Consider the following 14,899-nt stretch of genomic DNA (forward strand, 5'->3'; position numbering starts at 1 on the left):
CAACCCAACGGGGGCAAGCCCCCTCGCCACAGGAATCCGCAACCATCCGGAAAATCTCCACTGACCTTCAGGTCCATCCGCTAGTCTTGCTCACATCTGGAAGGGAGCCGCCCATGTTTGAATCCGCCGAAATCGATCACGCCATCGACAAAGAAACCTACGACGCCGAGATCCCGGCCCTGCGCGAAGCGTTGCTCGAAGCGCAATTCGAATTGCAGCAGCAACGCCGCTTTCCGGTGATCATTTTGATCAATGGCATCGAAGGTGCCGGCAAGGGTGAGACGATCAAGGTGCTCAACGAGTGGATGGACCCGCGCCTGATCGAAGTCCGCACGTTCGATCAGCAAACCGATGAAGAGCTGGCGAGGCCACCGGCCTGGCGGTACTGGCGGATGCTCCCGGCCAAGGGGCGCATGGGGATTTTCTTCGGCAACTGGTACAGCCAGATGCTGCAGGGGCGGGTCCATGGCGAGTTCAAGGATCCGCGCCTGGACCAAGCGATCAACGGCGCCGAGCGCCTGGAAAAGATGCTCTGCGATGAAGGTGCGCTGATCTTCAAGTTCTGGTTTCACCTTTCAAAGAAGCAAATGAAGGCACGCCTCAAGGCGCTGGCCGACGACCCGCTGCACAGCTGGCGCATCAGCCCGCTGGACTGGCAGCAGTCGCAAACCTACGACAGGTTCGTGAAGTATGGTGAACGGGCGCTGCGCCGCACCAGCCGTGTTTATGCACCCTGGCATGTGATCGCCGGGGCGGATGCCCATTATCGCAGCCTGGCTGTGGGGCGGATTCTGCTGGCGGGCCTGCAGGGCGCATTGAAGCGACCGAAGATCCATCCGGAAAAGGTTAGCGCCGCGCCAGTGTTCCCCAGTGTCGATCAAGTGAACCTGATCGACAGCCTGGACCTGACCCTGCAGTTGGACAAAGAAGATTACGAAGAACAACTGATCACCGAGCAGGCGCGGTTTTCCGGGTTGATGCGTGACAAACGCATGCGCCGCCACGCGCTGGTGGCGGTGTTCGAAGGCAACGACGCGGCCGGCAAGGGCGGGGCGATCCGCCGGGTAGCGGCAGCGCTTGATCCGCGCCAGTACAGCATCGTGCCGATTGCCGCGCCCACCGAGGAAGAACGGGCGCAACCGTATCTGTGGCGCTTCTGGCGGCACCTGCCGGCCCGGGGCAAGTTCACCGTTTTCGACCGCTCCTGGTATGGCCGGGTGTTGGTGGAGCGCATCGAAGGTTTTTGCAGCCCGGCAGACTGGCTGCGTGCCTACGGTGAAATCAACGATTTTGAAGAACAGCTCACCGACGCCGGTGTGATTGTGGTCAAGTTCTGGCTGTCCATCGACAAACAGACGCAACTGGAGCGCTTCGAAGAGCGCGAAAAGATCCCCTTCAAGCGCTTCAAAATCACTGAAGATGACTGGCGCAACCGTGAAAAATGGGATGACTATCGCGCGGCGGTCGGCGACATGGTCGACCGGACCAGCACCGAGATTGCGCTATGGACCCTGGTGGAAGCCAACGACAAACGCTGGGCGCGGGTCAAAGTCTTGCGCACCATCAACCGGGCACTGGAGGAGGCTTTCGAAAAAACCGCCCGGCATGAACGCAAGCGTAAGGACAAGGATTGAGGCCATGGTTACGCATACGCGGGGTGAATGATCGTCGCGGTCGGTGAAGAGCTGGACTTATGCTCGGTCCACTCTCAACCGATAACAACAATGAGGTATGTCATGCGTGAAGTGGTGATCGTCGACAGCGTGCGGACCGGCCTGGCCAAATCCTTTCGCGGTAAATTCAACATGACCCGCCCGGACGACATGGCGGCACACTGTGTCGATGCACTGTTGGCGCGCACCGGTATAGATCCGGCGAGCGTCGAGGACTGCATCGTTGGCGCCGGCTCCAACGAAGGCGCCCAGGGTTTCAATATCGGTCGCAATGTCGCGGTGCTTTCGCGCCTGGGCATCGGCACGGCCGGCATGACCCTCAACCGGTTCTGTTCCTCGGGCCTGCAGGCGATCGCCATTGCCGCCAACCAGATCGCTTCGGGTTGCAGCGACATCATCGTCGCCGGCGGCGTCGAGTCCATCAGCCTGACCATGAAGAGCGTCAACACCGACAACCTGATCAATCCGCTGCTCAAGGAACAGGTGCCGGGCATCTACTTCCCGATGGGCCAGACTGCTGAAATCGTCGCGCGTCGGTACAACGTCAGTCGCCAAGAGCAGGACCTGTATGCGTTGCAAAGCCAGCAGCGCACCGCAGCAGCTCAGGCCGCCGGGCTGTTCACTGATGAAATCGTGCCGATGTCGGTGAAGTATCGCGTCGAAGACAAGGCCACAGGTCAGGCACAGATCCTCGACGGCATCGTCGACCGCGATGACTGCAACCGCCCGGACACCACCCTGGAAAGCCTGGCCGGATTGAAACCGGTGTTCGCCGAAGATGGCTCGGTCACGGCGGGCAACTCTTCGCAGCTGTCTGACGGCGCGTCCATGACCCTGGTGATGAGCCTGGAGAAAGCGCTGGAACTGGGGCTCAAGCCGAAAGCGTTCTTCCGCGGCTTTACCGTGGCCGGCTGCGCGCCGGACGAGATGGGCATCGGCCCGGTGTTTTCGGTACCGAAACTGCTCAAGGCCAAAGGCTTGCGGATTGACGACATCGACCTGTGGGAACTCAACGAAGCGTTCGCCTCGCAGTGCCTGTACAGCCGCAATCGCCTGGAAATCGACAACGCCCGGTACAACGTCAACGGCGGCTCGATTTCCATCGGTCACCCGTTCGGCATGACCGGCTCGCGCCAGGTCGGGCATCTGGTTCGTGAATTGCAGCGACGCAATCTGCGGTACGGCATCGTCACCATGTGTGTGGGTGGCGGGATGGGGGCTACGGGGTTGTTTGAGGTGGTGAGGTAAACTCCGGTTTTTTGCGTTGTCTGCCAGATAGCTTTCGCGAGCAAGCCCGCTCCCACATTGAACGGTGTACGCGGTCAACTGTGGGAGCGGCGGTGCGGCGATCCGACTTGCTCGCGAATGCAGGCGCCGCGGTCTTTCACTTTACGACCCGCACAGTTTCATTCGCGGCCAGACCGAAACTGTGCCTGTGTACGCCAAGGCTCCAGGCCTAGAATGACGACTCCTGTCAGTTGGCGTTGGGGTTCACATGCACATTTCATCGGGTCGCTGGGGTTACGGTCTGTTCCTGGCCTTGTTGACCGCGTTGTTGTGGGGAATCCTGCCGATCAAGCTCAAACAAGTGTTGCTGGTAATGGACCCGGTGACGGTGACCTGGTTTCGCCTGATGGTATCCGGCGGCTGCCTGTTCATTTACCTGGCGGCCACCAGGCGTCTGCCCAGCCGCAAGGTGCTCGGTCCTCGTGGTGGCTGGTTGGTGCTGATGGCGGTGCTCGGCCTGGTCGGTAACTATGTGTTGTATCTGATGGGCCTGAACCTGCTCAGCCCCGGTACGGCGCAACTAGTAGTGCAGATGGGACCGATCATGCTGCTGATTGCCAGTCTGTTTGTGTTCAAGGAGCGTTTCAGCCTGGGGCAGGGGATTGGCCTGCTGGTGCTGCTGATCGGCTTTGCGCTGTTTTTCAACCAGCGCTTGAGTGAGTTGCTCACGTCTCTGACCGACTACACCGCCGGTGTGCTGCTTGTGTTGCTGGCGTCCACGGTCTGGACCTTCTATGCCCTGGGGCAGAAGCAATTGCTGACGGTGTGGAATTCGCTGCAGGTGATGATGGTGATCTACCTGTTCTGCGCGGCGCTGTTGACGCCGTGGGTGCATCCGCTCGAAGCGTTGCAATTAAGCCCCTTGCAGGGTTGGCTGCTGCTGGCGTGCTGCCTCAACACCCTGATTGCCTATGGCGCGTTTGCCGAGGCCCTGGCCCATTGGGAAGCCTCCCGGGTCAGCGCGACGCTGGCCATCACGCCGTTGGTGACCTTTGCCGCGGTTGCCATGGCTGCGTGGCTGTGGCCCGACTATGTGCATGCCGAGACGATCAATGGCCTGGGATATGGCGGTGCGGTGCTGGTGGTGCTGGGGTCGGCGCTGGTGGCGTTGGGGCCTTCGTTGATTGCGGGGCTGAAGGCGCGGAAGGTGCGGATCGCAGCCAGTTAGACCGCGTTATCGTTCATCGCGGGCAAGCCACGCTCCCACAGGTTTCGAGTCGTTTATCAACTTTGTGGACGACGCAAAACCTGTGGGAGCGGGCTTGCTCGCGAAGACTGACCGTCAGACGCTACAAAACTCAGCCCTTGGTGCCAGCCTCCAGCATGTTCTCCGGTCTCACCCACGCATCGAACTCTTCGTCTGTCAGATACCCGAGCTGCAACGCCGTTTCGCGCAAGGTCAGGCCTTCGCTGTAGGCTTTCTTGGCGATCTCCGCCGATTTGTCATAGCCGATGTGCGGGTTGAGTGCCGTCACCAGCATCAAGCCACGCTCCAGGTGCTCAGCCATTTTTTCCGCATCCGGCTCCAGACCGGCCACGCAGTGCTGCTGGAAGTTGCTGCAGCCATCAGCCAGTAAACGGATCGATTGCAGCAGGTTATGGATGATCACCGGTTTGAACACGTTGAGCTGCAAGTGGCCCTGACTGGCGGCAAAGCCAATGGCGACATCGTTGCCCAATACCTGGCAGGCCAGCATCGACAGCGCTTCGCACTGGGTCGGGTTGACCTTGCCCGGCATGATCGAACTGCCCGGTTCATTGGCCGGCAGCCTGACTTCGGCGAAGCCGGCGCGCGGGCCGGAACCCAGCAGACGCAGATCGTTGGCGATTTTCATCAGCGTCACGGCGAGGGTTTTCAGCGCGCCGGACAGCGTGGTCAGCGGCTCATGACCGGCCAGCGCGGCAAACTTGTTCGGCGCGGTGATAAACGGCAAACCCGAGAGGGCGGCCAATTCTGCGGCGATGGCCTCACCGAAGCCGTGGGGTGAATTGAGCCCGGTGCCGACGGCCGTTCCGCCCTGGGCCAGCTCGCAGACCGAGGGCAGTGCGCTGCGGATCGCCCGCTCGGCGTAATCGAGTTGCGCGATGAAGGCCGAGATTTCCTGGCCGAAGCTGATCGGTGTCGCATCCATCATGTGGGTGCGGCCGGTCTTGACCAGTTTCATGTGGCGTGCGGCCAGTTCGGCCAGCCCGCCAGACAGTTCGCTGATCGCTGGCAGCAAGTGCTGTTGCACTGCCTGGACGGCCGCGATATGCATGGCGGTGGGGAAACAGTCGTTGGAGCTCTGGGAGCGATTGACGTGATCGTTGGGGTGCACCGGGGACTTGCCGCCACGGGGGTTGCCGGCCAGCTCGTTGGCGCGACCGGCGATCACTTCATTGATGTTCATGTTGCTCTGGGTACCGCTGCCGGTTTGCCAGACCACCAGCGGAAACTGGTCGTCGTGGTCGCCGGCGAGCACCTCGTCGGCCGCCTGCTCGATCAGACGGGCGATATCGGCGGGCACGTCGCCATTGCGATCATTGACCCGTGCCGCGGCTTTCTTGATCAGCGCCAGGGCATGCAACACGGCCAGCGGCATGCGTTCGTTGCCGATGGCGAAGTTGATCAGCGAGCGTTGCGTCTGAGCGCCCCAATAGGCTTCATCCGGGACTTCAACCTGGCCGAGGCTGTCGGTTTCGATACGGCTCATCTTGCTCACTCCTGTAGGTCCGATTGCGCAGTTTAGGCCGTGATCGACGGCCGTGGTTCCATCAGTCTGAAATTGACCATTCAACCCCTCTAAATCAAGTGCGACAAGGCTTGGGGTTGAGCGACACACTTTTTTAGGCGCAGAATGGACGCCCTTGGGGTCTTACCTCGCCAGCTAAAAAAGGAAACTCGATGACTCGTCTTCGTGCCATCTGTACCGCCGTTGCTTTGGTCTGCGCCAGCGGCCAGGTTCTTGCCGACACCGCCAGCCATAACGCCAGTGCCGAGGCTTTCCTGACCATGGCGCACGCTGACAAACTGGGCACCCCTGTGTACATGCAAGTACAGCAGATGTTTGCCCAGCGTTTCGAACAGACCAAAGCCCCTGAGTCGAAAAAGGCCGTGCTGGAAACCTACCAGGCCAAGGCCAACGCCGCTCTGGACCAGGCCATTGGCTGGAACAAGCTGAAACCGGACATGGTCAAGCTCTACACCACCAACTTCACCGAATCCGAGCTCAAGGACCTGGTTGCGTTCTACCAGTCGCCACTGGGCAAGAAAGTCCTGGAAAAAATGCCTCAGCTGACCCAGCAATCGGCCCAGATGACCCAGGCCAAGCTGGAAAGCGCGGTGCCTGTGGTCAACAAGCTGCTGGCTGACATGACCGCCGAGCTGACGCCGAAAGACGCAGCCGCGCCAGCCAAGAAAAAGCCTTAAGCGGAGTTCGGTATGACCATGCAACAACGCATCGAATCGACGCTGGGCCTGCTTCAGCCCGAGCATCTGCAAGTGCTGGATGAAAGCCACATGCACAGCCGTGGGCTGCAAACCCATTTCAAGGCTGTGGTCGTCAGTACGCAGTTTGAAGGCCTGAACCGGGTCAAGCGCCACCAGAAGGTCTACGGTACGCTCGGCGAGCTGATGGGAGAGTTCCATGCGTTGGCGCTGCATACCTACACGCCAGAAGAGTGGGCACAGATTGACGCAGCTCCGGCCTCGCCGACCTGTGCCGGTGGCAGCAAGCACTAAACTCCGGTTTTTTGTTAGAATGCCCAACGCGCCGCTAACCCGGCGCGTTTTTTTTCGCATCCGGTTCACCCCTTACGAGGGTAGCCACCTGGAGATTTACCCATGACACAACAGATTGTCGTGGCGGCACTGTATAAGTTCGTCACCCTGGAAGATTACGTCGCCCTGCGCGAGCCCCTGCTGCAAGCGATGGTCGACAACGGCATCAAAGGCACCCTGCTGATTGCCGAAGAAGGCATCAACGGCACCGTGTCCGGCAGCCGCGAAGGCATCGACGGGCTGATGGCCTGGCTCAAGAACGACCCGCGCATGGACGACATCGACCATAAAGAGTCGTACTGCGACGAGCAGCCGTTCTACCGCACCAAGGTCAAACTCAAGAAAGAAATCGTCACCCTCGGCGTGGAAGGCGTGGACCCGAACAAAAAGGTCGGCACCTACGTCGATCCGCAGGACTGGAATGCGCTGATCAGCGACCCGGAAGTACTGTTGATCGACACCCGTAACGACTACGAAGTCTCGATCGGTACCTTCGAAGGCGCCATCGACCCGAAAACCACCAGTTTTCGCGAATTTCCCGATTACATCAAAGCCAACTTCGACCCGGCCGTGCACAAGAAGGTCGCGATGTTCTGCACTGGCGGCATCCGTTGCGAGAAGGCCTCGAGCTACATGCTCAGCGAGGGCTACGGTGAGGTCTTTCACCTCAAGGGCGGCATCCTGAAGTACCTCGAGGAGGTGCCGCAGGAAGAAACCAAGTGGCAGGGCGATTGCTTCGTGTTCGACAACCGCGTGACCGTTCGTCACGACCTGAGCGAGGGCGACTACGATCAATGTCATGCCTGCCGCACACCGGTGAGTGTGGAAGACCGCGCGTCCGAGCATTACGTGGCCGGCATCAGTTGCCCGCATTGCTGGGATAAGCTGAGTGAGAAGACCCGTCGCAGCGCGATCGACCGGCAGAAGCAGATCGAACTGGCCAAGGCTCGTAACCAGCCTCACCCGATCGGCTTCAACTACAAGCAAGCATCTTCCGAGGCCTGAACCATGTCTGCGCGCCTGCTCTATGTGATGGACCCGATGTGTTCCTGGTGCTGGGGGTTTGCCCCCGTGGCCAAGTCACTGGTCGAGCAGGCGCAAGCCGCGGGTGTGGATGTGCACTTGATCGTGGGTGGTTTGCGCACCGGTAGCGGTGCGGCGCTGGAGCCGACCACCCGACGCTACATTCTTGAACACTGGCAGGCGGTCACCGAGGCCACCGGCCAGCCCTTCAAGTTTGAGGGCGCGTTACCCGATGGCTTTGTCTACGACACCGAGCCTGCCTGCCGGGCACTGGTGACGGCGCGCGGACTGGCGCCGGATTGTGCCTGGAAGCTGCTCGGGCTGATTCAGCATGCGTTTTATGTCGAAGGTCGGGACGTCACCCGCGCCAGCGTGCTGGTGGAACTGGCCGAGCAGGCCGGCGTGCCGCGCATCGAGTTCGCCGCCGCTTTCGACCGTGCCGACATGCACACTGCGACTGAAGCCGATTTCACCTGGGTCCAGGACCTGGGCATTGCCGGTTTCCCCACCCTGCTGGCCGAGCGTAACGGCCAACTGGCGTTGTTGACCAATGGCTATCAGCCGTTGAGCGAGTTGTCCCCGCTGCTCGGCCGCTGGCTGGAGCGTGCTGCCTGTGCATGACCTGCCTGATGATGTCGCACCCGCTAAACGTGTCGACCGTCTGAGCTGGGCGGAAATCCGCCGCCTGGCCCTGCATCACAAGAAATCCCTGTGGATCGCCAACGGCGTAGCCGTGCTGGCGACCTTGTGCAGCGTGCCGATTCCCTTGCTCCTGCCGTTGCTGGTGGACGAGGTGTTGCTGGGGCACGGTGATGCCGCGCTGAAGATCATGAACCACGCGCTGCCTGAAGGCTGGCAGAAGGCCGCGGGCTACATTGGCCTGATGCTGCTGGTGACCTTGACCCTGCGGTGTACGGCGTTGCTGTTCAACGTGGTGCAGGCGAAATTGTTCGCCGGGTTGGCCAAGGACATCGTCTACCGCATTCGCATACGGCTGATCGAACGGCTCAAGCGTATTTCGCTGGGTGAGTACGAAAGCCTGGGCAGCGGCACGGTGACCACGCATCTGGTCACCGACCTGGACACACTGGACAAATTCGTCGGTGAAACCCTCAGCCGTTTCCTCGTGGCCATGCTGACCCTGGTCGGCACGGCGGGCATTCTGATGTGGATGCACTGGAAACTGGCCTTGCTGATTCTGCTGTTCAACCCGCTGGTGATCTATGCCACGGTGCAGTTGGGCAAGCGGGTCAAGCACCTGAAGAAACTCGAGAACGACAGCACTTCGCGCTTTACCCAGGCGCTGACCGAAACGCTGGATGCCATCCAGGAAGTTCGCGCCGGCAACCGCCAGGGGTTCTTCCTCGGTCGCCTGGGGCATCGCGCCCGGGACGTGCGCGACTACGCGGTGAATTCGCAATGGAAAACCGATGCATCGAACCGGGCCAGCGGTTTGCTGTTCCAGTTCGGCATCGATATTTTCCGGGCCGCGGCGATGCTCACCGTGCTGTTTTCCGACCTTTCAATCGGCCAGATGCTCGCGGTGTTCAGCTACCTGTGGTTCATGATCGGTCCGGTGGAACAACTGCTGAACCTGCAATACGCCTACTACGCTGCCGGCGGTGCGCTGTCGCGGATCAACGAGCTGTTGTCCCGTGCCGACGAACCCGAATACCCGGGTGGAGTCGACCCGTTCATCGGTCGCGAAACCGTCGGGATCGAGGTTCAGGGATTGAGCTTCGGCTACGGTGACGAACTGGTGCTGAGCCAGATGAATCTCTCCATCGCTCCCGGCGAAAAAGTCGCGATCGTCGGTGCCAGCGGCGGCGGCAAGAGCACACTGGTGCAACTCCTGCTGGGCCTGTACACGCCCTTGGCCGGCACCATTCGTTTCGGTGGTTCGACCCAGCAAGAGATCGGCCTGGAGACCGTGCGGGAAAATGTCGCCGTGGTCCTGCAACATCCGGCGCTGTTCAACGATACCATCCGGGCCAACCTGACCATGGGCCGCGAGCGCAGTGACGAGGCCTGCTGGCAGGCGCTGGAAATCGCCCAACTGCACAACACGGTCCGGGATTTGCCCAATGGCCTGGACAGCATCGTCGGGCGCTCCGGCGTGCGTTTGTCCGGCGGGCAGCGCCAACGCCTGGCCATTGCGCGGATGGTGCTGGCCGAACCCAAGGTGGTAATTCTGGACGAAGCCACCTCTGCGCTGGACGCCGCCACCGAATACAACCTGCACCAGGCCCTGGCGCGGTTCCTGAGCAACCGCACCACGTTGATCATTGCCCACCGCTTGTCGGCCGTGAAGCAGGCCGACCGGGTGCTGGTATTCGATGGCGGGCAAATTGCCGAAGATGGCGACCACCAGCAGCTGATTGCCGATGGTGGTTTGTACGCCAAGCTTTATGGGCATTTGCAGCAGCACTGATTGGCAGGCAATTACTTCCAGATTACGTCCAGTGCATTGGCGCTGCCGTCATAACCAAACTGTTTCATCACCACTGAGCACGAGTCGCACGGCGCCATGGTGGTGGCGATCGTGATGGATTCCAGATCCTTGGGGTCCGGGTATTTGCCGCGGATGACACTGATGAGTTTGCTCTCGGTGTCCAGCGAGGTGGGGCGAGACGTTAGTGCGGGCGTGTAGGTTTCAATGTTATCGATGGTGTGCGGGATCGCCTGCAATTTGCCTTGGGGCGATACCTCAAGTGCCGTCTGCGGGAAGTGGACTTTATGATCGATATTGAAGTAGCTGGTGCTGCCGACTTTGACCTCATTCGTATGTCTGCTTTTGGCAAACAATGGCAGGAAAACCGTATCACCCTGGTTGCCGGAAACGCTGACATATACCTCGTGCACACCAGCCTTGGTATTTATTTCAGCGAACGCGATGTTCCGGGGGCCGTGCACGGGGCGTCGTGTTTTCTGGCTGATGAGGCGTTGCAGTTGCCTCATCGTGTCATCGATTTTTAATGCCTTGGGCCCCGTTTGTGTCGACGATGCGACGGTGATGACCGTTCTTTCGAACAGGTTGTTGAAAATTTCCGCAGTCGTTTCACGGACCTTGTCGGGGGCAGCCTTGGACAGCGACCAGGTTGCAGCACCGTCGGAGGAAGACCGAATGATCATTCGTGTGGAATGATCGAACAAAGCCGCTTCGCCCGGGCTGGTATCAACCTTGAGCCATTTGAGTGTTTCAGGCGGATTGGCATGGCCGCCGATCGGGATGGCAATCTCATCCATCGCTTTCAATGCTCGCTCTACCGGCGCTTGGCCATGGATTCTGACCATGTTGTTGGCATTCAGAGAGCCGGTGTACACCACCACTAACTCGTTTTTCAGTTCATCGGGAAGGGTGTCGGCCTTCTTGAACGTCAGGATGTCGTGCACGCTTTGTCCAGGTGCGCGCTCGGCAACGTAAAAGTCCCCGGCGTTCAACCGCGTGAAAACGTAGTGTTTTGAGCCGTCTGCCGCTTCAACAATGATGCTGCCAACGTGAAAGTTATCGACGAGTTCTTGTCCCGGAACGTGGACGCTGACCATGACTCGCCCATAAATACCTTTTTGAAATTCCATCGTGCCCTGAAGGGTTGATTGGGTACGGATCGCGCTCACTTGCATTGCAGCTCTGTTGGTAGCGGGGATGTAAGTCATATCCCCGAACCAGGGAGCCCAACCCTTGGCAGTATCAAAGCTGCCGATGTCGGGTGTGGGGGCCGGGTTGCGAAGGACATAGCTGGTTTCACACAGCGCGGACCCGGGCATGCGGCGGATTCTGCAAGGAGCCGCCTTGTAGTTGTCCTTCAGGTCCATCAGGTCGGCGCGACGCAACACATCGTCCTTCAGTCGGTAAGGCTGGTCGTCAATGAAGAGCGTCGTCCGGCCATCGACTTCAAGCACTTCGCGCACGCTGCTTTTGTTAGCCAGCTCGACAATGAAATTGTCTTTGGTTTTTTCCAGGGGGCTGTAGTGGGATCGCCCCAATGAGAGCTCACTCGAACGGTTGGGTAGCAAGGGGCCGTAGGGCCTGGACGACAATGGGTCGACCAGATAATGCTGGGCCTTGCCTGAGGACGACAGGTTGCGTACGGGTACATCGTCCACGCCTCTCAGGGACGCTAACTGGTCGCCGTTAACCAAAGGCTTCCAGTGACCCGCACCAGTGACCTGCGGCAGGCTGCGGGAGAAATTATAGTGATTCGCTCTGCCCGCCAGTTCCTTGATGCGGAAAATACCGGATTTGCCGATTTTCAGCCCTTTTGATCCCAATGCCGTGAGCAGCGCGGCGATGCCGTCAATCGGGGTCAGTGCCAGCATACTCAAAACTAAAAACTCTCTGGTCAGTGATGCAAATGCCGGAAGCCTGGCGCGTAAGGTCAGTTGGCTGGCATTGCTGATCAGTTTTGTCGAGCCCGAAGCAAACTTGCCGATCGGTTGTGCGAATGACAACAGATCGGTGAACACTCCGAACACTCCATTGATAAGGCGTGTCTTTTCGCCAGAGGCCAGATCTTCGATACTTTTCCAGAACGGCACGAAGATTTTGATAACTGCGAGGAGTTTATCTTTTTCGACCCTTTCGCGTTCAAACGCAGTCTGCCCGGCACAGTTCTTGTAAAGCTGTTTGGGGTCTACAAACGGCAGCAGGTTGGCAATGAATTGACTGATCGCCAGGCAGCGGGGTGAGGAAAGTGTCAGTGGAGCATTGTTTGCGGCTTGCACATCGTTGGAAGGTGCGATGAACGAATCACCTAGCTGTTCGATGATTGCCTCACAGACCGCTCCAGCTTTGGGGGCGCTCCCGGTCGAATGAGCATCCCAGTCAAAGGGTAATGTCTGGTTGCGCAACACCGAAACTGAAACGTCCCCTTTTATCATCCGCCACTTCTCGGTTTTTTTTGCACCCCCGAATTGTTCCGAGTTGGGGTTTTCTACGCGGCGTATCAGCCCTGCTCGGGGTAGCAGTTCGTAAGTTCTTGTTTCATTGGCGTAGGTCGTCTGCAAAATCAGGCCATTACGGGCTCGTAGCGGCAGGATTATTTCAGGTGTTTCGTTTTGGGCTTCTACACCGCTGGTTTCCTTTCTCAGACTATGGATTTTGAGTTCACCCCATTCAATGGCTTGGCGATCATCGAATGGGAGTGAGGCCAGCAGACTGCGAATCAGCGTTTTGTAAGCGGTTGTCTGTCGTTTAAGGTGCTCCTGGAAGTCGTGATAGAACATCGATTTGACTTCTGGCAAGGGGCCATATACCGCCGGTATCCCTGATGTTCCCCAATAATAGGGCGAGGTTACCTCTCGATCACTGTCGATCCTCAAATAGTATTGACTGACGGCGCCATTAGTCAGCGTGTAATACCACCGTGTGTGCTCATCGAATTCATTTGAAGCGAGGATGTCGATGAGCGAATAGTGGTCGTACCCCTTGCCAGGGAGGCTCGGAACGCTATTCCATCGGATGATCTCGCGTTCTTTCCTCGCCAGCTTCCTGTTTTCCGCGACAAAGCGTTTTCCAAAGAACTTTTCCGCTACGGTTTTCGCCATTGATAGTCGGTTGGGCGGGGTTTCGTTGATATGGGTGATGGCAGTGCTGAGCGCTTTGGTGTGTTTATCCAGCTCCGATAGCGCCAGTTCGATCTCGGGCTCTGTGTAATCCTCATGACGCTTAGGCAGGATGATGCCTTGGGTCATTGCCCAGTCCAGTGTCGGCAGCAGCCTTGTCAGGCTTATTTCTTTTAGTCGCTCGTCTGTCGCTCCCACGACCCGATCGAGGACCAGGTTAACCAATTGCTGAAAGGTCATTCTGCACAACGCTCCGGGGTCGGTAGCGTTTATCAGGTTCACGCCATTCAGGAAATTCACCCAGACAGGGGAACTCCGGTATGGAAGGCTGGACGGGATATCGGCGACCCGGAACTCGACCGGAAATTGGCACAGATACAATCGAGCCATGACAATCGCTTCTTTTTCCGACGCGACCCGTTTTGACGTGAGTAGATGGTTCTCGAATTCGCTCCGAATGGTCTGATAACTTTTGCCCCAGTGCGAACGCGCCTGCCAATCGAAACCGGCAACCTCTTCCGAGTTTCGGCTCGGTGCCTTAAACCAGATTTGCAATGCGTTGGCAATGACTTTGATGCGGATGTGCGGCGACGTTTCTTCGCCAGTTGTTCCTCCATACCAATTCAAGGTTGACAGCAAGTTGGTTGCCAGTTTTTCGGCTTCAGGGGTTTGCAGGATCTTTTCAAGAAAAACGGTAGGAGTGGCGCGGATTTGTTCAACGGTAGCCGACATGAGAATGTCATTGGCCAGATGGGTGAATGGAGAAATGCCGGCCTCGGGCAGAAACGTTCTTATCGTTTCGATCGTTTCCGAACCGATGATCTGCTGTTGCACTTCCTGCATAGTGACACTGGAAGGATCGGATGAAGCTGCCTGGACAGCTTTAAATATTTTGCGATCTTTTTCGGTGGGAGGGCGCTTCAAGTCGACAATGTTGAAGTCGTCTTCCAGTTTCAGGCGATAGCTTGCGATTTTTTCCTCAAGGGCATTGATGGCGGCTTGGTGTTCAGTCGTATAGGTCGGATCCCAGGGGGCAAGCCCGTAAAAAGTGGCCATTCTCGGCAGGCTGATAAGGCGGTCGTAACGGATCTGCCCTCCTAGCAACTTGGCCGCGTTTTCGATGCGGGATTTAAGTTCTGACCATTTTTCAGATCCGGTCAATGCCAGAGCCACCTTGTTCTGGTCATCGCGATTTGACGTCTCGTAGACGTAGGCTCCGTCTTTTGCAGTGACAATCAAATAATGAGGGGACACGTTTTTACTTTGACACAGCGCTTGATACTCGCTGTCTTTCATCAAGTCTTGCAAAGCGGTTTGACCGGCGTCATTTTCTTGATCCAGCGGAGAAAGCGTGCACGGTCTGAGCAGTGTTTGCGCGAAATGAGAGATAGAGCCGATTTCTACGCGCAGGTAAGACAGCAATAATTCATAGTCATCCAGTTGGCTCTGATAGATCTGCGCAGTGGTCGGGGCTGAATTTGAAGTTTCAGTTGATGTGTTAGTTGAAGGGGTAGTTTGCATAAGCCTGCTTCTCTTTTCGTTGCGTCGGTTGGTCTGCGCTCGATTGAACGAGCATTGGCGTTTCGCCACC

Annotated in this window: 10 protein-coding genes; 8 read left to right on the top strand and 2 right to left on the bottom strand. The window is 58.4% G+C overall.

The window, feature by feature from the left end:
* Positions 1 to 113 precede the first annotated feature (113 nt).
* From pap to KGB29_RS03915, 3 genes are all read left to right on the top strand, one after another.
* Complete coding sequence (pap, locus tag KGB29_RS03905; RefSeq protein WP_223543677.1) at positions 114 to 1,634, top strand: polyphosphate:AMP phosphotransferase; 1,521 nt, start codon at positions 114 to 116, stop codon at positions 1,632 to 1,634.
* 102 nt (positions 1,635 to 1,736) lie between these two features.
* Positions 1,737 to 2,921: a thiolase family protein gene (locus KGB29_RS03910; protein WP_154947073.1), complete on the top strand. Its 1,185-nt coding sequence runs from the start codon at positions 1,737 to 1,739 to the stop codon at positions 2,919 to 2,921.
* Between the two features lie 247 nt (positions 2,922 to 3,168).
* Complete coding sequence (locus KGB29_RS03915) at positions 3,169 to 4,128, top strand: DMT family transporter (RefSeq protein WP_154910855.1); 960 nt, start codon at positions 3,169 to 3,171, stop codon at positions 4,126 to 4,128.
* A 130-nt stretch (positions 4,129 to 4,258) separates the two neighbouring features.
* On the opposite strand, the gene KGB29_RS03920 is transcribed toward KGB29_RS03915, so the two are convergent.
* Entirely contained in the window at positions 4,259 to 5,653 is a 1,395-nt protein-coding gene (locus KGB29_RS03920; protein WP_223508032.1) for a class II fumarate hydratase, read from the bottom strand.
* Between the two features lie 191 nt (positions 5,654 to 5,844).
* Between KGB29_RS03920 and KGB29_RS03925 the strand changes: the two genes are divergently transcribed.
* The 5 genes from KGB29_RS03925 to KGB29_RS03945 all read left to right on the top strand — a co-directional run bounded on the left by KGB29_RS03925 (position 5,845) and on the right by KGB29_RS03945 (position 10,174).
* The gene (locus KGB29_RS03925; protein WP_007997268.1) at positions 5,845 to 6,369 is read left to right on the top strand and encodes a DUF2059 domain-containing protein; all 525 of its coding nucleotides are present in this window, start codon (positions 5,845 to 5,847) and stop codon (positions 6,367 to 6,369) included.
* 12 nt (positions 6,370 to 6,381) lie between these two features.
* Positions 6,382 to 6,681 (top strand): BolA family protein, encoded by a 300-nt coding sequence (locus KGB29_RS03930; RefSeq protein ID WP_090457159.1) that lies wholly within the window; start codon positions 6,382 to 6,384, stop codon positions 6,679 to 6,681.
* Between the two features lie 102 nt (positions 6,682 to 6,783).
* Positions 6,784 to 7,725, top strand: coding sequence for a rhodanese-related sulfurtransferase (locus tag KGB29_RS03935; RefSeq protein ID WP_090457157.1), 942 nt, complete (start codon positions 6,784 to 6,786; stop codon positions 7,723 to 7,725).
* Positions 7,726 to 7,728: 3 nt separating this feature from the next.
* Positions 7,729 to 8,364, top strand: a complete 636-nt coding sequence (locus KGB29_RS03940) for a DsbA family protein (RefSeq protein ID WP_057713760.1) — start codon at positions 7,729 to 7,731, stop codon at positions 8,362 to 8,364.
* A complete protein-coding gene (locus KGB29_RS03945) occupies positions 8,357 to 10,174 on the top strand; it encodes an ABC transporter ATP-binding protein (protein ID WP_223508031.1) in 1,818 nt (605 codons plus the stop codon). Before KGB29_RS03940 ends, KGB29_RS03945 begins: the two co-directional genes overlap by 8 nt.
* A gap of 11 nt (positions 10,175 to 10,185) precedes the next feature.
* On the opposite strand, the gene KGB29_RS03950 is transcribed toward KGB29_RS03945, so the two are convergent.
* Complete coding sequence (locus tag KGB29_RS03950; protein WP_223508030.1) at positions 10,186 to 14,829, bottom strand: deaminase domain-containing protein; 4,644 nt, start codon at positions 14,827 to 14,829, stop codon at positions 10,186 to 10,188.
* Between the last annotated feature and the right edge of the window lie 70 nt (positions 14,830 to 14,899).

The organism is Pseudomonas sp. BF-B-30 (assembly GCF_019956305.1).
In the GTDB taxonomy this organism is placed as follows: domain Bacteria; phylum Pseudomonadota; class Gammaproteobacteria; order Pseudomonadales; family Pseudomonadaceae; genus Aquipseudomonas; species Aquipseudomonas jessenii.